The organism is Brevibacterium sp. SMBL_HHYL_HB1 (assembly GCF_018208375.1).
Classification (GTDB): domain Bacteria; phylum Actinomycetota; class Actinomycetes; order Actinomycetales; family Brevibacteriaceae; genus Brevibacterium; species Brevibacterium intestinavium.
In genome coordinates, this window is record NZ_CP062936.1 from 787,455 (window position 1) to 811,378 (window position 23,924).

Sequence of the window (23,924 nt, forward strand, 5' to 3'; positions counted from 1 at the left end):
GCCGTGCCACAATGAGGGCATGTCCATCACCACTATCGCCTTCCCGGATTCCGAACTCCGCAACCGAGTCGTCGCGCAGATTCCCGCCCATCAGCGCGCCGGTGTCGACCTCGTCGTCTTCTCCGACGCCGAACGGTCGGCGAAGCTCAGCCGCGATGACGTCGACGTCGTCGTCCTGCCCTACCTCGATTCGGGGCCGACCATCGAGATGCTCGATGAACTGCCCAACCTCCGGCTCGTCATCACCCAGACCACCGGCTACGACCCCGTGGCCCACCTGCCCGAGCGGGGGATCCAGGTCGCGACTGCCTCGGGCGTGCACACCGGAGGGACCGCCGAGCTCGCTCTGGCCCTGACTCTGGCGAGCCTGCGCGGCATCGACGACGCGGTCCGGTCACAGGTGTCGAGGACCTGGTCGCATGCGCGGTACCGTTCCCTGCAGGACCGGCGTGTGATGGTCATCGGCGTCGGCGAGATCGGCAGTGCCATCGCCGCGCGCTTCGACCCCTTCGAGGTCCACCTCACCCGTGTGGCCTCGAAGGCGCGGGAGGACGAGCGGGGCCAGGTCCACGGCATCGACGAACTCCCGCAGCTGCTTCCCCACACCGAGGTGGTCGTGCTCATCACCCCGCTCAACGAGGGCACACATCACCTCGTCGATGCCGAATTCCTCGCCCAGCTGCCCGACAATGCCCTCGTCGTCAACGTCGCCCGCGGCAAAGTCGTCGACACCGAGGCGCTCGTGGCCGAACTCTCGTCCGGCCGCCTCCACGCGGCCCTCGACGTCACCGATCCCGAGCCGCTGCCGCCCAACCATCCGCTGTGGGGAACCCCGAATACGCTGATCACCGCGCATCTGGGCGGGGACACCACGGCGTTCGAACCGCGGGTCGAGAAGATCCTGGCCGATCAGGTCCGGCGGATCAACGACGGCCAGCAGCCGATCAACCTCGTCGATGCCTGATCGATCTTAAGGGCACACATTCCTCACCGAATGCGCGCCTCCTTCCGTCCGGAGCCACCGGGCGCGCGCGAATGCCCAGATGAAGTTCCATCATGCGAGAGTCTGGAGTGCGGATGCTGAAATCGGGCGTAGCATGCCTGCATGAGCATCGATACAGACACCACCTCTCCAGACATCAAACCACGGTCCCGCGATGTCACGGACGGCCTCGAAGCCACCGCCGCTCGCGGCATGCTTCGCGCCGTCGGCATGGGCGACGATGACTGGGTGAAGCCGCAGATCGCGGTCGCGACCTCGTGGAACGAGATCACCCCCTGCAATATGTCGCTGCAGCGCCTCGGCGCGGCCGCCAAGGAAGGCGTCCACGAGGCCGGGGGCTTTCCGCTGGAATTCGGAACCATCTCGGTCTCCGACGGCATCTCCATGGGACACGAGGGCATGCACTACTCGCTGGTCTCCCGCGAGGTCATCACCGACTCCGTGGAGACCGTGATGAGCGCCGAGCGCCTCGACGGCTCGGTCCTCATGGCCGGCTGCGACAAGTCGATCCCCGGCATGCTCATGGCCTCGGCCCGCCTCGGTCTGTCCAGCGTCTTCCTCTACAACGGATCGATCATGCCGGGCACCGCGAAGCTCTCGGACGGCTCGGAGAAGGAAGTCACCCTCATCGACGCCTTCGAGGCCGTCGGTGCCTGCCGTGCCGGGACCATCACCGAAGGCGACGTCGACGCCATCGAGCGCGCCGTCTGCCCCGGTGAGGGAGCATGCGGCGGAATGTACACGGCGAACACCATGGCCTCGGCCGCCGAAGCCATGGGCATGTCGCTGCCCGGGTCGGCCGCCCCGCCGGCCATCCACCGCAACCGCACGATGTTCGCCCGCAAGTCCGGTGAGGCCGCCGTCAACTTGCTGCGTCTGGGCATCACGGCCAAGGACATCATCACCCGCGAGTCGCTGCACAATGCGATCGCCGTGGTCATGGCCTTCGGCGGTTCGACCAACGCCGTGCTCCACCTGCTCGCGATCGCCCACGAGGCCGGGGTCACCCTCGAGCTCGACGACTTCAATCGGATCGGCGACAAGGTTCCGCACCTGGGCGATGTCAAGCCCTTCGGCCAGTACGTGATGAACGACGTGTTCAAGATCGGCGGCGTGCCGGTGATCATGAAGGCCCTCCTCGATGCGGGCCTGCTCAACGGCGACTGCATGACGGTGACCGGCAAGACCGTGGCCGAGAACCTCGAGTCGATCAACCCGCCGGACCCCGACGGCAAGATCCTGCGTGCGCTGAACAACCCGATCCACGCCACCGGCGGTCTCACCGTACTGCAGGGATCCCTGGCTCCCGAAGGCGCCGTGGTGAAGTCCGCGGGCTTCGACGCCGACGTCTTCGAGGGCACCGCTCGCGTCTTCGACCAGGAGAAGCCGGCCATGGACGCCGTGCTGAACGGCGAGCTGAAGAAGGGCGATGTCGTCGTCATCCGCTACGAGGGGCCGAAGGGCGGACCCGGCATGCGTGAGATGCTCGCGATCACCGGCGCCATCAAGGGCGCGGGCATCGGCAAGGACGTGCTGCTGCTGACCGACGGTCGCTTCTCCGGCGGGTCGACCGGTCTGTGCATCGGCCATATCGCGCCCGAGGCCGTCGACGGCGGCCCGATCGCGCTCGTCGAGGACGGGGACGCGATCACCGTCGACATCGCGGCCAGGTCGATCGAACTCCATGTCTCCGAGGAGGTCCTGGCCGAGCGTCGCAAGACCTGGACGATCCCGGACAACCACCGCCTGACCGGCGTGCTCGGCAAGTACGCGAAGACCGTGCAGTCGGCCTCGAAGGGCGCTGTCTGCTTCTGAGCGCAGGCGCTCTCGCCGCGAGGGCGGGGAAAGTGACCCGCTCATGACCATCGCCGAGGCGGTGCGGACGACGAGTCCGCGCCGCCTCGGCGCTTTGCGTGCGCGGACCGTCCGGATCCGTTCGGGCAGAAGCGCAAGGCAGAACCGAAGCGACCAGCAGACTGCCTGGGGCCGCTGCGTTGTCTCAGGATGATCTCTGCGCTCACCCGCCCAGCCTATCGGCTCTACGATGAGGGGCACACGGACTCAGGAGGGACAACATGCGCATCGTCGTACTCGATGACTATCAGCAGGTGGCGGCCGACTTCGCGGACTGGGACGGGCTCGGTGCCGAGGTCGAATTCGTTCCCAGACCCATCCGGGACGATGATGACCTGGTCGCGGTGCTCACCGGCGCCGAGGTGGTCGTGGCGATGCGGGAGAGGACCCCGTTCACCGCCGACAGGCTCGCCCGGCTGCCGGATCTGCGGCTGCTTGTGACCACGGGACGGGTGAATGCCTCCATCGATGCGGACGCAGCACGCGCGCAGGGGATCGTGGTGTGCGGAACCGAGTCGACCACCTCGGCGACACCGGAGCTGACCTGGGGGCTGATCCTGTCGGTGGTGCGCAGCATTCCGGTCGAGGACGCCTCGGTCAGGAACGGCGGCTGGCAGCAGACGGTCGGGGGAGACCTCGACGGGCATCGCCTCGGTGTGGTCGGTCTGGGACGGCTGGGAACGAAGGTCGCTCGCGTCGGGCAGGCGTTCGGGATGGACGTCGTGGCGTGGAGCCAGAACCTCGACGCTGAACGCGCGAGGGGCCTGGGAGTGCGAGCGGTGAGCAAGGAGGAGCTGCTGTCGACGTCCGATGTGCTCACGATCCACTACAGGCTCAGCGATCGCTCTCGCGGTCTGATCTCGACGGCCGAGCTCGAGATGATGAAGCCGAACGCCGTTCTCGTCAATACGTCCCGGGCGGGCCTGGTCGACACCGACGCTCTCATCGCGGCCCTGGAATCGGGCCGCATCCGAGGTGCGGGCCTCGACGTCCACGACCTCGAGCCCCTGCCGGTCGACCACCGGCTGCGCTCGACCCCGCGCACCGTGCTCACCCCGCACCTGGGCTATGTCACGGAGGACACCTACCGGATCTTCTTCACCCAGGCGGTCGAGAACATCGCCGCCTGGGCGAAGGGGCAGCCGATCCGGGTGCTCGGCTGACGACGAAGCCGGGCGTCAGTTCACCTCGGCGGGATCGCCCGAGACGCGGCCGCCGTTCTCCAGGGCGTCGATGGACGCCATCTCGGCATCGGTGAGTTCGAAGTCGAAGACGTCGAAGTTCTGCTCCATCCGGTCGCGATTGTTCGACTTCGGGAAGAGGATGTGTCCCTTCTGCAGGTGCCAGCGGATGATCGTCTGGGCCCAGGACTTCTCATGGGCGGCGGCGATATCGGCGATGACGGAGCCGGCGTAGTCGACCTTGCCCTGGCCCAGCGGTCCCCAGGCTTCGATCCGGATGTCCTTCTCGGCCAGGATCGGGCGGGTGTCGACCTGCTGGAACTGCGGGTGGCACTCGATCTGGTCGACGGCGGGAATGATGCCGGTGTCGAGGATCTCGGGCAGGAACCGATGATCGAAGTTCGACACACCGATCGAGGTGGTCAGTCCCTGCTCGCGGTAGCCGGGGAAGGCCTCCCAGGTCTCGACCGCATTGTTGTTGGCCGGGGTCGGCCAGTGGATGAGGTAGAGGTCGACGTGGTCGAGGCCGAGCTTCTCGAGGCTCTCGCCGAGCGCACGCTTGGACTCCTCGGCTCCGTGGCGATCGTTCCACAGCTTGGTGGTGACGAAGAGCTCGTCGCGGGCGATGCCGGACTTCGCGATGGCGCGGCCCACGCCCTCCTCATTGCCGTAGACGGCGGCGGTGTCGATGTGGCGGTAGCCGACTTCGAGGGCGTCGGTGACGATGCGCTCGGTCTCGTCCGGGGCGACCTTGAACACGCCGAAGCCCAGCTGAGGGATCGTCTTGCCGTCGTTGAGGGTGAGTGTGGGAACCGTCATGGGTGCCGCCTTTCGTCACGGGGTGTCTGGTCTGCTGTCACGAGCGTACAACGTCACCGACGCCGCTGAGCATTCCTTCGCCGTGCGCGACGAGCTGCGAGCGAAGTACGACCCGTGCGGGTGAATGGGTTCTGTTCTGACCGCGCAGACTCAGCCGGCGAAGACCGCGCAGGCTCAGCCGGCGAAGACCGCGTGGACGTCGCCGGTGAGCCTGCGACCGCCCAGCTCCGGCAGCTCGAGCACCACGGCCGAGCCGATGACCTCGGCGCCGAGGTCGGCCACGAGTGACTGGGCCGCGGTGAGGGTTCCGCCGGTGGCGAGGATGTCGTCGACCAGCAGGACGCGCTCGCCCCTGTCCAACACATCCGGGCCTTCGATCGTGGCGGTGCCGTATTCGAGGGAATAGGACACGGCGGCGGCCGGCTTGGGCAGCTTGCCCGCCTTGCGGATGGGCAGGATCCCGACCCCGGTGATCGCCGCGATCGTGCCGGCGAAGAGGAACCCGCGGGCTTCGAGCCCGCCGACGATGTCGAACCCTCCGGCGAAGGGTTCGATGAGCGCCTCGGTGACGGCTCGCATCGCGGGACCGTCGGCCAGCAGCGGCGAGATGTCGCGGAAGACCACACCCGGTTCGGGATGGTCGGGAATCGAGGTGATGAGGGACTTCGCGCGGGTGAGTTCAGCAGTGTTCACGCATCAACGATACTCGGTGGGCCCGCACAGCCGCTGTCCGGATCGGGAGGGGTCTTGAAATCCTCGGCCCCGGACCGCACACTGCCACAAAGTCGCACTTACGCTGGCAGGAGGGTCCCATGGCATCCGATCGCAACCGGGTTCCGGTCGCCGAGGCGTTCGCTGCGGTGCCGCGGGCGCCCTTCCTGCCCGCGACCGAACGGACTCTGACCGAGTGCAATGTCCCGGTGGCCATCGGCCACGGTCAGACGAACTCCCAGCCGAGCACGGTCGCCGATATGCTCGAACTCCTCGACGTGCGCCTCGGCGACCGGGTCCTCGACCTCGGTGCGGGCTCGGGATGGACGACGGCGCTGCTCAGTGTCCTCGTCGGCGCTCAGGGGCGGGTCTCGGGTGTCGAACGCCATCGAGGACTCGTCGACACGGCGCAGACGGCTCTGCGCAGCGTCGACTGCGAGAACGCGGAGATCGTGACCGCAGCACCCGGGCAGCTCGGACTGCCCGAGGCCGGTCCCTTCGACAGGATCCTCGTCTCGGCCGGTGCCGAGGAGATTCCGGACCAGCTGCTCGACCAGCTCGAGATCGGTGGCATCATGGTCATCCCCGTGCAGGGGCAGATGCTCAAGGTCATCCGCGACGGGCGCGGGACCGATGAGGTCACGATCACTCGGCACGGGCTGTACCGCTTCGTCCCACTCATCACCGAGTGAACACCCGGCTCACCCTCCGGCAGCGCCCGCCCTCCCGCAGCGCCTGCCCTCCGGCAGTGCCCGCTCTTCCGCAGAACGAGTCGCTCACACCAGGCAATCACTGGCTGGCAGCATGATCGTCGGCCCGGGCCTCCCTGCGGCGACGGACGAACCACGAGATGGTGACGACGAGTCCGACGAAGACGAACGGCATGAGCACATGGTCGTCCGAACCGGCGAACCCGGCCCGCCACGTCCACGGCAGCAGATGGCGCCCGAGGGCGTTCTCGGCAAGGAACAGCGCGCAGACGACGGGGATGAAGACGACTCCGAACGCCAGCCCCGACAGCGATCTCTTCTCGACCTCCTGCCCGGACGGGATGCTCAGATCGACACCGCGCTTCCGCAGGTACAGCTGCGTCGCCCGGCGGGGAAGCTCGAATGTCGTGACAGCGAGGACGAGGATGCCGGCCCACCACAGTCCCGAAGCGATGAACAGCAGGCTGATGAGCGCGGCGACCCACCGGGCCACCGTATGCCCGCGGGCGATGGCATCAGCGATGATCCGTCGTTGCCGGTCTTCGATATCGGCATCCATCCGTCCTCCCCGTCGTGTCGCTTCACCCTGCAGAGCACAACATACATTGCTGAACTGGGCGGATCGATCACACGAGGGAATCGCGCCACGCCTGGTGCAGCTGAGCGAATCTGCCTGTGCCGGAGATGAGTTCGTCCGGGGTGCCGTCCTCGATGATCCGCCCCGCCTCCATGACGAGGACCCGGTCGGCGATCTCGACGGTGGACAGGCGGTGGGCGATGATGATCGCGGTCCTGCCCTCGAGCACCGTGGCCAGGGCATTCTGCACCAGCCGCTCCGAGGGGATGTCGAGGTGCGCGGTCGCCTCGTCGAGGACGACGACGTCCGGGTCGGCGAGGAAGACGCGCGCGAAGGACACGAGCTGGCGCTGCCCCGAACTCAGCCGCCCGCCCCGCTTCTTCACATCCGTGGCGTAGCCGTCCGGCAGTCGGCGGATGTAGGAGTCGAGGCCCACCGCGCGGGCTGCGGCGAGGACGTCCTCGTCTCCGGCGTCCGGGTTGCCGATGCGGATGTTGTCGGCGATGGTGCCGGAGAAGAGGAACGACTCCTGGGTGACCATGACGACGGATGAGCGCAGCTGCCCATCGTCGAGATCACGCAGGTCCACCTCGTCGAGGCTGATCCGGCCAGCGCTCGGATCGTAGAAGCGGGTGACGAGCTTGACCAGCGTCGACTTGCCCGCGCCGGTGGCACCGACGAGGGCGACGATCTGCCCCGCGGGGATGTGCAGATCGAACCGGGGGAGGACATCGGGCCCGTCCGCATAGGCGAAGCGGACCGCATCGAGATCGAGGGTGCGACCGCTGCCCGGCTGCGGTCCGGCCCCGGTCGAGCCCGCCTCGGCGGTCTCCTTCCCACGCGCGGGCAGACTCCGCGGCCGCTCGGGTTCGACCACCTCCGGGTCGGTGTCGAGGACGGCCGCGATCTTCTCCAGCGCCGCCGAGGCGGACTGGTAGAGATTGAATGCCTGGACGAGTTCGTCGAGCGGACCGTAGAACCGGCGCAGGTAGAGGATGAACGCGGCGAGCACACCGATCTGCGTCCATCCCTCGATGACCAGCCACGCGCCGACGACGATGATCACCGTCTGGGTGATGTTGCCGATCAGTCGGGTCCACCCGGCGAACCACGCCACCCCGCGCAGGGCATCGGTGTTCGCATCACGGTAGCGGGCGTCCTGATGACTCAGCGTTCCGCGCCGTTCGGGCTGACGGCGATAGGCCTGCACCGCGCGGATGCCGCCCATGGTCTCGACGAAGTGGACGATGACCTTCGCGATCGATGTCCGCGTCCGCCGGTAGGCGCTGCGCTGCGTCGAGTGCGCGGCCCTGGTGATGAAGAACAGCGGGACGAACCCGGCGAAGACGACGATGGCCAGCGGCACGTCGAGGACGATGAGGGTGACGGCGATGAAGATCATCTGCAGCAGAGCCAGCGCCGTCTCGAACAGCGAGTACGACAGGAACTGCTGCACCGACTCCATGTCCGAGGTCTGCCGGGACACGAGTCGACCCGAGGTCGACTTCTCGTGGTAGCCCAGATCGAGGCGCTGGACATGCGTGAACACCCGTTCGCGCAGGCGGTACAGGATCTTCTGCGAGGTGATGCCGACCAGCCTCGTGGAGGTGAAGGCCAGAATCGCCGAGCCGATGGCGGAGGCGACGAACAGTGTGATGGCGCGGATGAGCGGGGCGAGGTCGCCGTCGATGGCCGCGGGGATGCCCTGATCGAGGGCGTCAGCGATGAATACCGGTCCGATGACGAGCAGGACCGAGGTGAGGACGACGATGACGGCGAGGAAGACGACCATGCGCAGGTGGGGTCTGACCAAGGACATGAGCAGGGCACGGGCCTTGGCCGCGATGTCCGGTGGCAGCTGTTCGATCTCGTCGTCGCTGTCGAGTCGGATGGAACTCATGCCCGACCTCCTTCCTGAGCGTGGGCCTCGGCGATGGCGCTGGCCCCCATGAGCTCGCGGTAGAGCGGCGAGGACTCGAGCAGCTCCTCGTGTGTGCCCTGGGCCGCGATGCGGCCTCCGTCGATGACGGCCACGACATCGGCCAGCGCCGCCGTCGAGGGGCGATGGGCGATGATGAGCGTCGTCGAATCCGGCAGGATCTCCCGCAGCGCCCGCTGCACACGGTCCTCGGTGTCGACGTCGACGGCCGAGAGCGGATCGTCGAGGACGAGGATGCGCGGACGGCCGATGACCGCGCGGGCCAGGGCCAGCCGCTGCCGCTGGCCGCCGGACAGGGACAGTCCCTGCTCTCCGACCTGGGTGTCCAGACCTTCGGGCAGTCGGGACACGAAATCCTTCGCCGAGGCGATCTCGAGCGCCTCCCAGATCTCCTCCTCGTCCGCGCCCGGAGCTCCCATCTCCACGTTCTCGGCCACCGAGGCCGAGAACAGGATGGGGTCCTCGAAGGACACCGACACGAGGTGGCGCAGCTCGTTGACCGGCATCGTCCGGATGTCGACGCCGTCGATGCTCACCGTGCCCGAGGTGACGTCCTGCAGCCGGGGGACGAGCGAGGCCAGGGTCGTCTTGCCCGATCCCGTCGCACCGACCAGCGCCAGGGTCTGGCCGGGCTCGATCCGCAGGTCGAGGTGGTCCAGGGTCAGACGGTCGGTGTCGGAGAAGTGGAACGAGACATCCTCGAAGCTCAGCTGTCCCCGGTAGCGACCGACCTCGGGATCGTCATCGACGCGGCCGTCCGCATCGGTGATGTCGTGGCGGAGGTCGATGACCTCCCAGTACCGTCCGGCCGCGGTCAGCGCCATGAGCGCATCGGCCAGCAGGAAGCCGAGCATCTCGATGGGCATGCGCAGGACCATCGAGATCGTCACCGCGGCCACGACCGTGCCCACGGTGGTCCACCCCTGGACGACGCCCCAGGTGCCGACGGCGACGATCGCGGCCTGAGCGAGCGTGGGCAGCAGCAGGAGCACGCTCCACAGCCAGGAGTCGAGTTTGGCCTTGCGGATCTCGAGGGCCCGCAGCCGCTGCGAGATGAGGGAGAACCGAGCCGCCGCCCAGGGGGAGCGGCCGAAGGACTTGAGGATCCGGATGCCCTGAATGGACTCCTCGACATCGGTCGTGACCTCGCCCATCGTGTCCTGCGACCGGCGAGAGGTCTCGCGGTAGCGCTTCTCGAAGACCGCGACGGCGATGATCGCCGGGACTGCCATGATGATCATGATCAGTCCGAAGACCGGCTGCATGAGCACGAGGATGATCGAGCCGACGGCGAGCACGATCGGGGTCGACAGGAGGAAGGGCAGTCCGAAGGCGAAGAAGCGCCGCAGCATGGACAGATCGTTGACCGCGCGCGAGAGCAGCTGGCCGGACTCCCAGGAGTCGTGGATCGCCACCGAGGTGTACTGCAGTCGGTCGAACAGGCGCGAGCGCCAGGTGACCTCCCAGCCCGCGACCACGGGGGCGACGACCATGCGGCGGGCCCACATTCCGACCGCCTCGGCGATGCCGATGACGAGCACCCCGAGCACGGGCCACCACAGGGCCGACAGATCGCGATGGGCGATCGGCCCATCGATGATGTACCCGGTGATCATCGGCACGACCAGCTGGATGCCGTTGGCCAGGAGGGTGAGGACGAGTACGAGGATGTACACGCCGATGCGGGAGCGGAGATCGGGCCAGAACCGAAGGAGGGGACGCACGGATATCAAGCGTAGTCCTCGCCCGTGATCTATTCCACGGTTCCGGCAAAGAGGCTTCCCTTTTCTCTCAGCGCTGAATGCCTCGACCCCGAATGCGCGTCGTCTCATGGGCCAGCCCGGTGCAATCTCGAATCATAAGACGATCGATTGCGAGGTTTGACACCGTCGTCGGCTGCGGTGAACCATTGAGGCATGACTCACCTTCTCGTCGTCGTTATTAGCCAGCGCGCGGATCATCCGTAGCCTGTCGAGACGACACGTTCCGCGCGCCCCTACCGAAATCGGAGGGGCGTTTTTCATGTGAAGACGAGAAGGACCACCAGGAAGGATAGGAATCGATGGCAGCCAAGCCCTCGACCGCGAAGGCCACCGGGAACGCTCCCGCGGCCGCTCCGGTCACAGCCACACCGTCCAGTATTCGTCGCGCCGCCGGCCCCGAGGTCCTCACCGGCGCCGAGGCGATCGTCCGCAGCCTCGAGAAGCTCGAGGTCGACACGGTGTTCGGGCTTCCGGGCGGGACCATCCTCCCGACCTACGACCCGCTGTTCGAGACCGACAGCATCCGCCACATCCTCGTCCGCCACGAACAGGGCGCCGGACACGCGGCCGAAGGCTATGCGGCCGCCTCCGGCAAGCTCGGCGTGTGCATCGCGACCTCGGGACCCGGGGCGACGAACCTCATCACGGCCCTGGCCGATGCCCATATGGACTCGGTGCCGATGCTCGCGATCACCGGCCAGCAGGCCTCGAACATGCTCGGCACCGATGCCTTCCAGGAGGCCGACATCGTCGGCATGACGATGCCGGTGACCAAGCACAGCTTCCTGGTCACGAAGGCCGAGGACATTCCCACGGCGCTCATCAACGCCCACCACATCGCCACCACCGGCCGTCCCGGACCCGTCCTCGTCGACATCACGAAGGACGCGCAGACGGGGACCGTGCCGTTCGTCTGGCCGGAGGAGCCGGCGCTGCCCGGCTACCGTCCGATCCTCAAGCCCCATGCCAAGCAGATCCGCGAGGCCGCGCGGATGATCTCCGAATCGCAGCGCCCGGTGTTCTACATCGGCGGCGGGGTCATCCGCTCGGAGGCGGAGAAGGAGCTTCTGCGGCTGGCCGAGGCGACGAACATCCCCGTCGTCACGACCCTGATGGCTCGCGGGGCCTTCCCCGACTCCCATCAGCTGCACCTGGGCATGCCCGGAATGCACGGCAGCGTGCCCGCGGTGACCGCGTTCCAGAAGGCCGATCTGCTCATCGCCATCGGCGCCCGCTTCGACGACCGCGTCACCGGCAGGCTCGATTCGTTCGCCCCGAACGCGCAGGTCATCCACGCCGATATCGATCCGGCCGAGATCGGGAAGAACCGCGATGTCGAGGTCGCCATCGTCGGCGATGCCCGCGAGGTGCTCGCCGAGCTGCTCACGGAGATGCGCGGCAAGTTCCCCAAGGCCCTCGAACGCCAGCGCGAACCCTGGTGGCGCTTCCTCAACCGGCTCAAGCAGACCTACCCGCTGGGCTATGACCGGCAGGACCAGCTCTGCGATCCGCAGTACGTGATCTCCCGGATCTCCGCGCTGACCGGCCCCGAGGCGGTCTACGCCGCAGGCGTGGGCCAGCACCAGATGTGGGCGGCGCAGTTCATCGAGTTCGAGCGCCCGAAGTCATGGCTGAACTCCGGGGGACTGGGCACGATGGGCTACTCCGTGCCCGCGGCCATGGGAGCGAAGGTCTCCCAGCCCGATCGCGTGGTGTGGGCGATCGACGGCGACGGCTGCTTCCAGATGACCAATCAGGAGCTCGCGACCTGCGCGATCAACAGGATTCCGATCAAGGTCGCGATCATCAACAACTCGTCTCTGGGCATGGTCCGCCAGTGGCAGACCCTGTTCTACGACGGCCGCTACTCGAACACCGACCTCAACACCGGACACGAGACCGCCCGCATCCCCGACTTCGTGGGACTGGCCGAGGCCTACGGCTGCGAGGCGCTGCGCGTGGAGCGCAACGACGATGTCGACGCCGCGATCGAGAAGGCGCTGTCGATCAACGATCGGCCCGTCGTCCTCGACTTCACCGTCCCGCCGGATGCGATGGTGTGGCCGATGGTCGCGGCCGGAGTGTCGAACGACGAGATCGAATACGCTCGCGGCATCCGCCCCGAATTCGACGGGGAGGATGATGACGAGGCCGAGGCGGCGATCGCCAAGACCGGTACGGAAGAAGACGGCACGGTGCGTTCCGTGGCTCAGATCGAAGGAGGCCTGGAATGAACAACCGGCACACACTCTCAGTCCTGGTCGAGAACAAGCCCGGTGTGCTCACCCGGTTCACCGGACTCATCGCCCGGCGCGGCTTCAACATCCACAGCCTCGCCGTGGGCGTGACCGAACACGAGGAGCTGTCCCGCATCACCGTCGTCGTCGACGTCAACGACGTGCCCCTGGAGCAGGTGACCAAGCAGCTGAACAAGCTCGTCAACGTCATCAAGATCGTCGAACTCGAACCCGAGACCTCGGTCCGGCGGGCCCACATCATCTACAAGGTCAAAGCCAATTCCGCGACCCGGCCGCAGGTGGCCGCGGCAGTGGAGATGTTCCGCGCGAAGATCGTCGACGTCGGACCGGATTCGGTCAGCGTCGAAGCCACCGGCGAGCTCGGCAAGGTCGAGGCGCTGCGCGAGGTGCTCGAACCCTTCGGGATCAAGGAGATCGTGCAGTCGGGAACCGTGGCCATCGGCCGTGGGGCGAAGTCGATCACCGACCGCGCCCTGCGCAGCTGAGACACCTCGGCGAGGATTTTCGCGTTCCAATCCGTGGAACATCCGTCATCTCAGTAAATGAACAGCAGTACCGGACTGTGAAACAATGGGGCCATCACCCCGTAATACAAAGGAGCTAGAACTATGGCAGCAGAACGCTATTACGACGACGATGCCGACCTGTCCGTCATCCAGGGCAAGAAGGTCGCCGTCATCGGCTACGGCAGCCAGGGCCACGCCCACTCGCTGAGCCTGCGCGATTCGGGCGCGGACGTCCGCATCGGACTCAAGGAGGGCTCGCCCAGCCGCGACAAGGCCGCTGCCGAGGGCCTCGAGGTCGGCACCCCCGCGGAGGTGGCCGCCTGGGCCGATGTCATCACCATCGCCGCACCCGATCAGGTGCAGGCCGACATCTTCAACTCCGAGATCAAGGATCAGCTGGCACCGGGCAAGACGCTGGTGTTCATCCACGGCTTCAACATCCGCTTCGACTACATCCAGGCCCCCGAGGGCGTCGACGTCGTCATGATCGCGCCCAAGGGCCCCGGCCACGTGGTGCGTCGCGAATTCGTCGACGGACGCGGTGTGCCCGTGCTCGTGGCCGTCGAGGTCGACGCCTCCGGCAAGGCCTGGGACACCGCCCTGTCGTACGCCAAGGGCATCGGCGGTCTGCGCGCCGGCGGCATCAAGACGACCTTCACCGAGGAGACCGAGACCGATCTCTTCGGTGAGCAGACCGTCCTCTGCGGTGGCGTCTCGCATCTCGTGCAGTACGGCTTCGAGACCCTGACCGAGGCCGGCTACCAGCCCGAGATCGCCTACTTCGAGGTCCTCCACGAGCTCAAGCTCATCGTCGACCTCATGGTCGAGGGCGGCATCGCCAAGCAGCGCTGGTCCTGCTCCGACACCGCCGAGTACGGCGACTACGTCTCCGGCCCGCGGGTCATCACCCCCGAGGTGAAGGAGAACATGAAGGGCGTGCTCGCCGACATCCAGAACGGTTCGTTCGCCGAGCGCTTCATGAACGACCAGAAGAACGGCGCCCCGGAGTTCAAGGAGCTGCGCGCCAAGGAGGAGACCCACCCGATCGAGGCCACCGGCCGCGAACTGCGCAAGATGTTCGCCTGGCTCAAGGACTCCGACGACGACTACACCGAGGGCACTGCCGCTCGCTGACACCGACTCCCGCCCTCAGCCGCCCCGAGAAGGGCGACTGAGCGTGGCGAGGAGGCCAGGAGAGAGCCCCGGGCACCGATCGGTGCCCGGGGCTCTTCGGCGTTCGGGGCTTCCCGGCGTTCGTGCGTGCATCAGCACGGGTGCGCGGCGTCGGCCGACTTGCGAACGTCTCACCCGCGTCGAGCAATTCGACGGTTCACTCCGACACCGACGCCGAACTGGATTACTGTGGAGATGTGACGAATTACAAGTTCGAAGACTTCAAGCCGGCCATCGACGAGTCCACGGGCGAGCCCGACGCCCGCACGAGAGGCTATTTCGCCTCGACGAGCGTGGGCTTCCACGATCCGCGTTCGACCGAGGCCGCGCTGCTGGGCCGGGTCAAGCGGGCGATCGCCGATGGGCGCCACCTCACCGCCGTCTACGCCGATCAGGAATACGAGCACGGACTCGACTCCTCCATTCCCGTGGCGACGTTCGCCTGGTTCGAGAAGCTCGTCAACGTCGGCGGGGGCCGGCTCGTGCCCGGTCACCTCATCACCTGGATCACCGTGCGTCCCACACACCGCCGGCGCGGTCTGCTGCGGTCGCTGATGACCACCGACCTCGCCGAGGCGAAGGCGAACGGCTACCCCTTCGCCGCACTGACGGCGACGGAGGGCGGAATCTATTCGCGGTTCGGCTTCGGGGTGGCCACCTGGTCGCATTCGATCGAGGTCGACACCTCGCCCGGCTTCAAGATGGTCCGCGAACCCGACCGTCGGGTCGAGATGTGCCTGCCGAGCGAGCTGCGAGAGCTGGCGCCGAAGATCTACGACAGGTTCATGCGCACCTCGCCGGGGGCCATGCAGCGACAGCAGACCTACATCGAACGAGCCACGGGTGCGCTCAACGTCGAGACCGGTGAGGAGGACCGCGGCGTCCGCGCGGCCCTGCACTTCGATGAGCAGGGCGAACCCGACGGCTATGTGTCCTATAAGTTCGCCGGCTGGTCGAAGACCCCGCCGACCGTCGACGTCATCGACTTCGTCGCCGTCACCGACGCCGCCTACGCCTCCCTGTGGTCCTTCCTCGCCGCCATCGATCTGTCCACCCGGGTGACCTTCGCCGAATCGGCCGAATACTCCCCGCTGCCGTGGCTGCTGACCGACTCGCGGCGGGTGAAGACAGTGGCGACCGAGGACAACATCTGGATCCGCATCCTCGACATCAAGTCCGCTCTCGAGGCCCGGCCCTGGTATGTGCCCGGCACCTTGACGATCGACGTCGACGATTCCCTCGACCTGGCGGGGGGACGCTTCACCATCGCCTCGGACGGAGCCAGCGCCGAGGTGACGCCCGCCTCGGAATCGACGCCGGCCGATCTCGGGCTGGGCATCGCCGAACTCGGATCGCTGTACTTCGGCGGGGCCGATCCCGTGATTCTGGCCAGGGCCGGACGCATCGATGAGAAGACGCCCGGGGCGGCGGTGCTCGCCAGCGCCATGTTCAGCCTCGGCCGGGCACCGTATTCGCCGAACGGATTCTGAGGTCTCCGGCCTTGTCGGACGCGTTCTGTTGAGCGATCTTCCCAGAATCTGAGACTTTGTGAAGACTTTCACGAAGTCTCATAAGATGGACACGTCCAGGACGCTACAGGAGGAAATCAGTGCCCAAGCCCGTCGTGCTCATCGCCGAAGAACTGTCACCGGCCACTATCGAAGCTCTCGGAGGAGACTTCGAGATCCGTCACACCGAGGGCGCTGACCGATCCCAGCTCCTGACCGCCATCACCGAAGCCGATGCGATCCTCGTCCGCTCGGCCACGCAGGTCGACGCCGAGGCCATTGCCGCTGCGAAGAATCTCAAGGTCATCGCCCGCGCCGGCGTCGGACTCGACAATGTCGACGTTCCCGCGGCCACCTCGGCCGGTGTCATGGTCGTCAACGCACCGACGTCGAACATCATCTCCGCGGCGGAGCTGACGATGGCCCACATCCTGGGCTCGGCGCGGTACTTCGGGGCCGGCAACACCTCGCTGAAGGCGGGGGAGTGGAACCGGAAGAAGTACACCGGCGTCGAACTCTACGAGAAGACCCTCGGCATCGTCGGGCTCGGCCGCATCGGCGGACTCGTCGCCGAGCGCGCGAAGGCCTTCGGCATGCGGCTGGTCGGCTACGATCCCTACATCACGCAGGCTCGGGCCGCGCAGATGGGCGTCGAGGTCCTCGACCTGCCCGGACTGCTGGCCGTGTCCGACTTCGTCACCGTGCACATGCCCAAGACCCCCGAGACCATCGGCATGATCAGCACCGAGGAGTTCAAGGCCGCCAAGCCCGGTGCCCGCTTCATCAACGTCGCCCGCGGCGGCATCATCGACGAGGAGGCCCTGGCCGAGGCGATCGCGACCGGCCGGATCGGCGGTGCCGGCATCGACGTGTGGAACACCGAACCCCCGGAGCACTCGGCGCTGATGGACCTCGACGCCGTCAACGTCACCCCGCATCTGGGCGCCTCCACCGCCGAGGCGCAGGAGAAGGCCGGCGTGGCCGTGGCGAAGTCCGTGCGCAAGGCCCTGGCCGGAGAGCTCGTGCCCGATGCGGTCAACGTCGCCGGCGGCGCCATCCACGAGGACGTGCGTCCCGGGATCCCGCTGGCCGAACGCCTCGGCCGGGTCGTCAATGCGCTCGCCGACTCCTCGGTCACGCACTTCAAGGTCGAGGTCAACGGTGAGATCGCGGACAAGGACGTCTCCGTCCTCAAGCTCTCCGCGCTCAAGGGCCTGTTCAAGGACGTCGTGTCCGACCAGGTCTCCTATGTCAACGCGCCGCTGCTGGCCGAGGAGCGCGGCATCGGCGTCGAACTGACCACCGACCCGTACTGCGAGTCCTTCCGCAACATCACCCGGCTGACGGCGACGACGAGCACCGGGCAGCGGATCTCCGTGTCCGGCACCGTGACGGGGCCGAAGCTCGTGCAGAAGCTCACCGAGGTCGACGGCTACTCGCTCGAGATCGAACTGACCGACAATCTGCTCATCTTCCGCTACGAGGACCGTCCGGGCATCATCGGCCAGCTCGGCCTGGCGCTCGGCGCCAATGAGGTCAACATCGCCGGCATGCAGGTCTCGCCGGCCTCGACGAGCAACGAGGCGCTGTCGGTGCTCGCGGTCGATTCGGCCGTCTCCGACGAGGTCGTCAAGGCCGTGGCCGGTGCCGTCAATGCCTCGGCGTTCACGGCCGTGTCGCTGCAGGAGGACTGAGACTCACCGCCAGGACCCGTTCACCCCTCGAACCACAGTGCGAGGCGGGGTGAACGGGTCCTTCGCGCCAGCAGGGACCAGAGCTCATCGACGAGGACGGCCGCGGCGATGCCGATGAGGGCGCCGGCGATCGTATCGGTCAGCCAGTGGACCTGCAGCCCGGTGCGCGACCACATCATCGCCAGGACCCAGGCCGCGGCGGGCACGAACGACCAGTGGAAGGCCAGCCTCGGTGCGGGTATGGGGTCGGTGCCATCATCGGCGTCCGCGTCTGTCGCCGGCGTGTCGGCCGTCTGCGCGGCTGCTGCCTCCGTGACCGCGGCCTGCGCGGCTGTTGACTGCGTGACCGCGGCCTGCGCGGCTCGGACGCGCCTGCCGTGGGCGCGGGCGGCGATGATCGCCAGGCTCACGGCCAAGGCGGCCGCTCCCATCGAATGCCCCGACGGGTAGGAGAAGCCGGTGGACTCGTAGAGCTGGTCGATCGGACGCAGCCGGGTCACGACGGCCTTGAGCAGTTCGGACATGCAGATGCCCGCGGCCATGGCGGTGACGAGGAATCCCGCGGAACGGAATCGTCGACGCAGGGCGAAGATCGCGGCCAGCACGCCGGTGCACGCGACCGCGCCTGTCCCTCCGCCCACCTCGGCGAGGACGACGGCGATCCAATAGGGGACGGTATCCCGGTCGAGGCCGACGAGGTCGAGCCAGCTCGTGTCGATCGGAGTGGGCCCGCGTGCTTCCAGCCGCAGCCACAGTCCGAAGGCGATGATGAGCAGAATCGCCGGCACGGCCGACCACAGCAGCCAACCCGGCAGGCGCGGCTGTCCGTGGTGTCTCAAGCGTTCCAGAGTCCGTAGGTGTCGGCCAGGGAAGCGATCTTCTTCGCGCGGGCCAGACGGGGCAGGTAGGAGCCGTCGGTGATCTCGGAACCGCCTTCGGCGGCCTCGAGCATCTGACGGGCCCAGTGGCGCTCGTCCTCGCTCGGGCTCATGGCGTCGTTGAGCGCGTTCACCTGGTCGACGGTGAGCACGAGCTTGCCGGTCATGCCCATCATGTGCGTCGCCTCGGCGTCCCGGCGGACCCCGGCATCGTCGGCATCGGCGGCCGAGGGGCCGTCGATGGCGCCGGGCAGGCCGCCCATCCGGGAGGCGATGGTCAGGCGCGACCGCGCATAGGCCAGGGCCATCGGGTCGTCGGAGAAGCCGGTGTCCTTGCGGAAGTCATTGGTGCCGAACGCCAGGCGGAAGGTCCCCGGCGCCTCGGCGATCCGGGTGGCGTTCTCGACGCCGCCGGCCGATTCGAGCAGAGCGATCACGGGCAGTCCGGCCTTGGCGCGCATGGCGGTGTACGAGACCTGTTCCGGGCGTTCGGTCTCCGGCAGCATCACCCCGCGCAGGCCCGGCAGCATGGCCACGGCGGCGAGGTCGTCATCCCAGAACTCGGAGTCCATCTTGTTGATCCGCACCCAGGCGGACATGCCGGACTCGAGGGCGCGAACGACATTGTCGCGGGCATCGAGCTTCTGGTCCTCGGCGACGGAGGCTTCGAGGTCGAAGATGACGGAATCCGCTTCCGAGGTCTGCGCGGGAGTGAAGAGCTCCTCTTTCGCGGCATTGACGAGCAGCCACGACCGGGAGAGCTTGGCGGGCAGGGCTGCGGCACGGGCATTGCGGATGGTTTCGGTCAATGATCGACTTTCTCTCGGGGCTGGATGAGGTCGGCCCCCACGGGGTTCGGGGTGCTATGCCCATCTTCCTCGCTCGGGGCCCAGATGTGTAGTCGGCAACAGTGTTTGAGAGGTGAAATTGTTCATCGGCACATCGCAGTCCGGCCGGGGGAGGTCGCTGCACCGCCGCGCCATTGCGTCGGCGCAGACGACTGTCCATATTATAGGACAGTCCAGTTGAATGATGAGATAGCGTCCTATTGTGTGAGCATGAAGTTCTCAATCGCAGTCATGCCGGGTGACGGAATCGGCAATGAGGTCGTCCCCGAAGGTCTCAAGGTCCTCCAGCGCGCCATCGAGGTCTCGGGTGAGCCCGTCGATCTCGAGTTCACCGATTACACCGTCGGCGCCCAGCGCTGGCACGAGACGGGTGAGACGCTGACCGACGAGGAGCTCGAGTCGCTGCGCGGCCACGACGCCATCTTCTTCGGCGCCTGCGGCGACCCGACCGTGCCCTCGGGCGTGCTCGAGCGCGGCGTCATCCTCAAGATGCGCTTCGGCCTCGGGCATGCGGTGAATCTGCGTCCCTCGAAGCTGTTCTCCGGTGTGACGAGTCCGTTGGCGAACCCGGGCAAGATCGACTTCGTCGTCGTCCGCGAGGGCACTGAGGGCTCGTACACCGGATCCGGTGGATCCGTGCGCACCGACACTCCCCACGAGGTGGCGACCGAGGTCTCTGTCAACACCTGGTACGGCGTCGAACGGGCCGTGCGCGATGCCTTCGAACGCGCCCAGGCCCGGAACAAGAAGCTGACCTATGTGCACAAGCACAATGTCATGGTCCATGCGGGTCACCTGTGGCGTCGCGTGGTCGAGAAGGTCGGGACCGAGTACCCCGAGGTGGCCGTCAACTATGAGCACACCGATGCCTGCACGATCTACATGGTCACCGACCCCTCCCGCTACGACGTCATCGTCACCGACAACCTCTTCGGTGACATCCTCACGGACCTCGCCGCCGCGGTGACCGGCGGAATCGGTCTGGCCGCCTCGGGCAACCTCAATGTCGAAGGCACGGCGCCGAGCCTGTTCGAACCCATCCACGGTTCGGCTCCGGACATCGCCGGTCAGCGGATCGCCGATCCCACCGCGGCGATCCTCTCGGGCTCGCTCATGGCCGCTCACCTCGGACTCGACGTCGTGTCGAAGTCCATCGAAGCGGCCGTCGAGGCCGATCTGGCCGAACGCGACGGCACGAAGCGCTCCACCACCGAGGTCGGCGACGCGATCGCTGCTCGGCTGGGCTGAGAACGGTCGCGGCCGCCTCGGCGAGCACTCGCAGGGACCATCGCGGGCACACGTGGGGCCGACGCGGGCACACGTGGGGCCGACTCAGCCACACGCGGGGCTGACGAAGGCACACGTAGGGCCCACGTGGGCACACGTGGGGTCGACTCAGCCACACGCGGGGCTGACGAAGGCACACGTGGGGCCGACGCGGGCGAAGACGGTCACGGCCGCCTCGGCGAGGGTGATCCCGTTGGTCGCTCTCAAGCAGTCTGATGACGGCCGATCTCCGACTGCACATCCCCGACTGCAGGGGCGAAGAGGCCATCACCCCGGTGCGACGGGCGCCGGGGTGATGGACTACCCTGACAGTGTCACTCATCACAATGAGAAAAGAGTTCCAATGACTGACTTCACCGTTCTGAAGAATCTCCAGCCGCAACCCGAGCTGGTCCGCGAGAACATCAAGAAGGATCCCGGCTTCGGCCAGTACTTCACCGATCATATGGCGCACATCCGATACACGATCGATGACGGCTGGCAGGCGCACGAGGTCAAGCCGTACGGGCCGCTGGTGCTCGATCCGGCGGCGGCTGTGCTGCACTACGCGCAGGAGATCTTCGAGGGTCTCAAGGCGTACCGTCACGCCGATGGTTCGGTCTGGTCCTTCCGTCCCGAGCGCAATGCCGCGCGCATCAATCGGTCGGCCGAACGCCTCGCGCTGCCGCAGCTGTCGGAGGAGGACTTCGTCAATTCGCTCAAGTCGTTGGTCTCCGTCGACCAGGCCTGGGTTCCGACGCCGGAGTCGGAATCCGATGAGTCGAGCCTGTACCTGCGTCCGTTCATGATCGCCACCGAGCGGTTCCTCGGTGTGCGGGCCAGCCACGAGGTCGACTACTACGTCATCGCCTCGCCGTCCGGGTCGTACTTCCCCGGCGGCATCAAGCCTCTGAGCATCTGGCTGTCTCCGAAGCTCAAGCGCGCCGGCGCCGGCGGCACCGGGTTCGCCAAGTGCGGCGGCAACTACGCATCCTCGCTGGTGCCGACGAATGAGGCCGCAGCCAAGGGATGCCAGCAGGTGCTGTTCACTGACGCCGAGGAGAACAAGTACATCGACGAGCTCGGCGGCATGAACCTCATGCTCGTGACGAAGGGCGGCAAGCTGCTCACGCCGGCTCTCAGCGATTCGATCCTCGACGGCGTCACCCGTCGTTCGCTGCTCGAACTCGCGCCTCAGCTCGGGCTCGAGCCCGAGGAGCGTCGGATCTCCATCGAGGAATGGCGCGAGGGTGCGGCCAGCGGTGAGATCGTCGAGGCCTTCGCCTGCGGCACGGCCGCGGTGATCACGCCGATCGGCAAGCTCGTGTCCGAGGACTTCACCATCGATCACGGTGAGGATGCCGGACAGAAGACCATGGAGCTGCGCAAGACGCTGCTCGACATCCAGTACGGACGGGCCGAGGACAAGAACGGTTGGCTCGTGCGCCTGGCCTGAGGGTGGGACTGGCGGCCCGGCTGAGCTGAGCGCGTACCTTCCATCCAGTTCGTCCGCGCCGATGGCCCTGCCGGTTCACGCCACTTGCCTAGCTGAGTCGTGCCCGGGGGCGGGTGCCGCGATCACGGTCGCGGCACCCGCCTTCTTCGGGCCCGACTGTCCCGTCAGGGGATTCGACGGCACTGTCTCTCTGGGCGGCTCGTGCTCGCCGGGCGGTGTGGTTATCTGCTGTCACGCAGATTTCGGCAGATGGGGGAGTGGGCCGCCTGCGGCATTTACGCAATAGTGCGCTAAATGGGTTAAAGTGTGCTTGTGTCAACCACCACCTCGGCGTCGGTACCGACAGCCTCCGAAGTCATCGCCCATCTGCCATGGAAGTGGCGCACCCAAGGTGCCATATTCATCATCGGCGGACTGGGATTCATGTTCGACGCTTGGGACGTCGCACTCAACGGGTTCCTCATTCCGCTGCTCAGCGACTATTGGGACCTCAGCGTCGGCCAGGCGGCGTGGATCGCGACGGCGAACCTCATCGGCATGGCCTTGGGGGCCTTCGTCTGGGGCGGCATCGCCGATGTCATCGGCCGGAAGAAGGCCTTCACCCTCACCCTCCTCGTGTTCTCGATCTTCACGGTCGCCGGGGCCTTCGCTCCCGCCTACGGGTGGTTCATCCTCTTCCGTCTGCTCGCCGGCTTCGGCCTCGGCGGATGCATCCCCGTCGACTATGCGCTGGTCGGGGAGTTCACTCCCAGCCGACACCGTGGTCGAGTGCTCACCGCAATGGACGGCTGGTGGCCGATCGGGGCCTCATTGTGTGCCTTCGTCTCCGCCTATCTGCTCGAGTTCGGTGACTGGCGACTGATCATGCTCGTCATGATCATCCCAGCCCTGCTCACGGTCGCCGTCCGGTTCGGAATCCCCGAATCACCTCTCTACCTCGCCTCGGTCGGTCGTTTTGAAGAGGCCGACGCCGTCATCGCCCGGCTTGTCGAACGCACCGGCGCCGAGGTGCGCGAATGGACCCATGATGAGCCAGCTGTGGTGCCGAAGACGGGTCCCGAAACTTCGCCTGAGACCGTGCGTGCCGCCTCCGGGCCCAGCGTCGGCCGACAGCTGCGCGCCGCAAGCGGCCAGCTGGTGCAGCTGTGGCAGCACTCCGCCCGAATCACCCTCGTGTCATGGTCGCTCTTCGTGTCCATACTGCTTGTCTACTATGCGGCACTGACATGGCTGCCGGGGATCCTCAAGAAGCAGGGGTTGGAGGACCAGGCGGCCTTCCTCGTGACCGGCTCGATGACCGCTGTCGGCATCCTCGGCGTGATCGTCGCCGCTCTCATCGTCGAACGGTTCGGGCGCAAGTTCGTGCTCGGGGCCTCGTCGATCCTGTCTGCTGTGCTGCTCGTCGGTGCCGCTGTGTTCATCGAAGCCTCCGAGGTCGAACTCACCTGGGCGGCGAAGGCGACGATCATCGGATTCGGATTCGTCGTCCAGATCGCGATCCCGACCCTGTACACCTACGTGTCCGAGCTCTACCCGACGCGGCTGCGCGGCTCGGGATTCGGATGGGCCTCGGCGGCCTCGCGGCTGGCTACGGGAATCGCCCCCATCGTCTTCGGTGCTTTCATGTGGCCAGTGCTCGGACTGACGGTGACCTTCATCCTCACGGGTGTCCTCGTTGTTGCTGCTGTCGTGCTCATGGGCTTCCTCGCTCGAGAGACGACCGGCGAAGAACTGAGCTGAGGCCCTCCCCGGTCGCGGTTGCCTGAGCCTCTGGTCATCT

The 23,924-nt window shown here is 67.0% G+C and carries 20 protein-coding genes; 13 read left to right on the plus strand and 7 right to left on the minus strand.

Annotated elements, in window-relative coordinates:
• Window positions 1-19 precede the first annotated feature (19 nt).
• From IG171_RS03775 to IG171_RS03785, 3 genes are all read left to right on the plus strand, one after another.
• The gene (locus IG171_RS03775; RefSeq protein WP_212129985.1) at window positions 20-964 is read left to right on the plus strand and encodes a 2-hydroxyacid dehydrogenase; all 945 of its coding nucleotides are present in this window, start codon (window positions 20-22) and stop codon (window positions 962-964) included.
• Between the two features lie 141 nt (window positions 965-1,105).
• A complete protein-coding gene (ilvD, locus tag IG171_RS03780) occupies window positions 1,106-2,818 on the plus strand; it encodes a dihydroxy-acid dehydratase (RefSeq protein WP_212129987.1) in 1,713 nt (570 codons plus the stop codon).
• A gap of 260 nt (window positions 2,819-3,078) precedes the next feature.
• Entirely contained in the window at window positions 3,079-4,020 is a 942-nt protein-coding gene (locus IG171_RS03785) for a D-2-hydroxyacid dehydrogenase family protein (protein WP_212129989.1), read from the plus strand.
• A 15-nt stretch (window positions 4,021-4,035) separates the two neighbouring features.
• Here the strand turns inward: IG171_RS03785 and IG171_RS03790 are convergent, their stop codons facing one another.
• Window positions 4,036-4,857, minus strand: coding sequence for an aldo/keto reductase (locus tag IG171_RS03790; protein WP_212129991.1), 822 nt, complete (start codon window positions 4,855-4,857; stop codon window positions 4,036-4,038).
• Here IG171_RS03790 and IG171_RS19245 point away from each other — a divergent pair.
• On the plus strand, window positions 4,856-4,981 hold the full coding sequence (locus IG171_RS19245; RefSeq protein WP_283091846.1) for a hypothetical protein: 126 nt from the start codon (window positions 4,856-4,858) through the stop codon (window positions 4,979-4,981). The genes IG171_RS03790 and IG171_RS19245 overlap by 2 nt on opposite strands.
• Before the next feature lie 50 nt (window positions 4,982-5,031).
• Here the strand turns inward: IG171_RS19245 and IG171_RS03795 are convergent, their stop codons facing one another.
• Window positions 5,032-5,550 (minus strand): adenine phosphoribosyltransferase, encoded by a 519-nt coding sequence (locus IG171_RS03795; protein WP_212129993.1) that lies wholly within the window; start codon window positions 5,548-5,550, stop codon window positions 5,032-5,034.
• A gap of 119 nt (window positions 5,551-5,669) precedes the next feature.
• Between IG171_RS03795 and IG171_RS03800 the strand changes: the two genes are divergently transcribed.
• Window positions 5,670-6,260: a protein-L-isoaspartate O-methyltransferase gene (locus IG171_RS03800; RefSeq protein WP_212129995.1), complete on the plus strand. Its 591-nt coding sequence runs from the start codon at window positions 5,670-5,672 to the stop codon at window positions 6,258-6,260.
• Between the two features lie 97 nt (window positions 6,261-6,357).
• Here IG171_RS03800 and IG171_RS03805 read toward each other — a convergent pair whose 3' ends face one another.
• The 3 genes from IG171_RS03805 to IG171_RS03815 all read right to left on the minus strand — a co-directional run bounded on the left by IG171_RS03805 (window position 6,358) and on the right by IG171_RS03815 (window position 10,518).
• The gene (locus IG171_RS03805) at window positions 6,358-6,837 is read right to left on the minus strand and encodes a hypothetical protein (protein ID WP_212129996.1); all 480 of its coding nucleotides are present in this window, start codon (window positions 6,835-6,837) and stop codon (window positions 6,358-6,360) included.
• 67 nt (window positions 6,838-6,904) lie between these two features.
• Window positions 6,905-8,755 (minus strand): ABC transporter ATP-binding protein, encoded by a 1,851-nt coding sequence (locus IG171_RS03810; protein WP_212129997.1) that lies wholly within the window; start codon window positions 8,753-8,755, stop codon window positions 6,905-6,907.
• Window positions 8,752-10,518 (minus strand): ABC transporter ATP-binding protein, encoded by a 1,767-nt coding sequence (locus tag IG171_RS03815; RefSeq protein ID WP_349252137.1) that lies wholly within the window; start codon window positions 10,516-10,518, stop codon window positions 8,752-8,754. The genes IG171_RS03810 and IG171_RS03815 overlap by 4 nt, the downstream gene beginning before the upstream one ends.
• Before the next feature lie 338 nt (window positions 10,519-10,856).
• Between IG171_RS03815 and IG171_RS03820 the strand changes: the two genes are divergently transcribed.
• The 5 genes from IG171_RS03820 (at window position 10,857) to serA (ending at window position 17,696) form a co-directional block, all read left to right on the plus strand.
• Window positions 10,857-12,791, plus strand: a complete 1,935-nt coding sequence (locus IG171_RS03820; RefSeq protein ID WP_212129998.1) for an acetolactate synthase large subunit — start codon at window positions 10,857-10,859, stop codon at window positions 12,789-12,791.
• Window positions 12,788-13,300, plus strand: a complete 513-nt coding sequence (gene ilvN, locus IG171_RS03825; RefSeq protein WP_212129999.1) for an acetolactate synthase small subunit — start codon at window positions 12,788-12,790, stop codon at window positions 13,298-13,300. Before IG171_RS03820 ends, ilvN begins: the two co-directional genes overlap by 4 nt.
• Window positions 13,301-13,423: 123 nt before the next feature.
• Window positions 13,424-14,455, plus strand: coding sequence for a ketol-acid reductoisomerase (ilvC, locus tag IG171_RS03830; protein ID WP_212130000.1), 1,032 nt, complete (start codon window positions 13,424-13,426; stop codon window positions 14,453-14,455).
• 236 nt (window positions 14,456-14,691) lie between these two features.
• Window positions 14,692-15,984: a GNAT family N-acetyltransferase gene (locus IG171_RS03835; RefSeq protein WP_212130001.1), complete on the plus strand. Its 1,293-nt coding sequence runs from the start codon at window positions 14,692-14,694 to the stop codon at window positions 15,982-15,984.
• Between the two features lie 119 nt (window positions 15,985-16,103).
• Complete coding sequence (serA, locus tag IG171_RS03840; RefSeq protein ID WP_212130002.1) at window positions 16,104-17,696, plus strand: phosphoglycerate dehydrogenase; 1,593 nt, start codon at window positions 16,104-16,106, stop codon at window positions 17,694-17,696.
• 20 nt (window positions 17,697-17,716) lie between these two features.
• Here serA and IG171_RS03845 read toward each other — a convergent pair whose 3' ends face one another.
• A complete protein-coding gene (locus IG171_RS03845) occupies window positions 17,717-18,535 on the minus strand; it encodes a phosphatase PAP2 family protein (RefSeq protein ID WP_212130004.1) in 819 nt (272 codons plus the stop codon).
• Window positions 18,532-19,383 carry a CoA ester lyase gene (locus IG171_RS03850; protein ID WP_212130006.1) on the minus strand — a complete coding sequence of 284 codons (852 nt, stop codon included), beginning with the start codon at window positions 19,381-19,383 and terminating at the stop codon, window positions 18,532-18,534. Before IG171_RS03850 ends, IG171_RS03845 begins: the two co-directional genes overlap by 4 nt.
• Window positions 19,384-19,632: 249 nt before the next feature.
• Between IG171_RS03850 and IG171_RS03855 the strand changes: the two genes are divergently transcribed.
• From IG171_RS03855 to IG171_RS03865, 3 genes are all read left to right on the plus strand, one after another.
• The gene (locus IG171_RS03855; RefSeq protein ID WP_212130008.1) at window positions 19,633-20,670 is read left to right on the plus strand and encodes a 3-isopropylmalate dehydrogenase; all 1,038 of its coding nucleotides are present in this window, start codon (window positions 19,633-19,635) and stop codon (window positions 20,668-20,670) included.
• A gap of 382 nt (window positions 20,671-21,052) precedes the next feature.
• Entirely contained in the window at window positions 21,053-22,144 is a 1,092-nt protein-coding gene (locus IG171_RS03860; RefSeq protein ID WP_212130010.1) for a branched-chain amino acid aminotransferase, read from the plus strand.
• A 312-nt stretch (window positions 22,145-22,456) separates the two neighbouring features.
• Window positions 22,457-23,884, plus strand: coding sequence for an MFS transporter (locus IG171_RS03865; RefSeq protein ID WP_212130011.1), 1,428 nt, complete (start codon window positions 22,457-22,459; stop codon window positions 23,882-23,884).
• Window positions 23,885-23,924 lie beyond the last annotated feature (40 nt).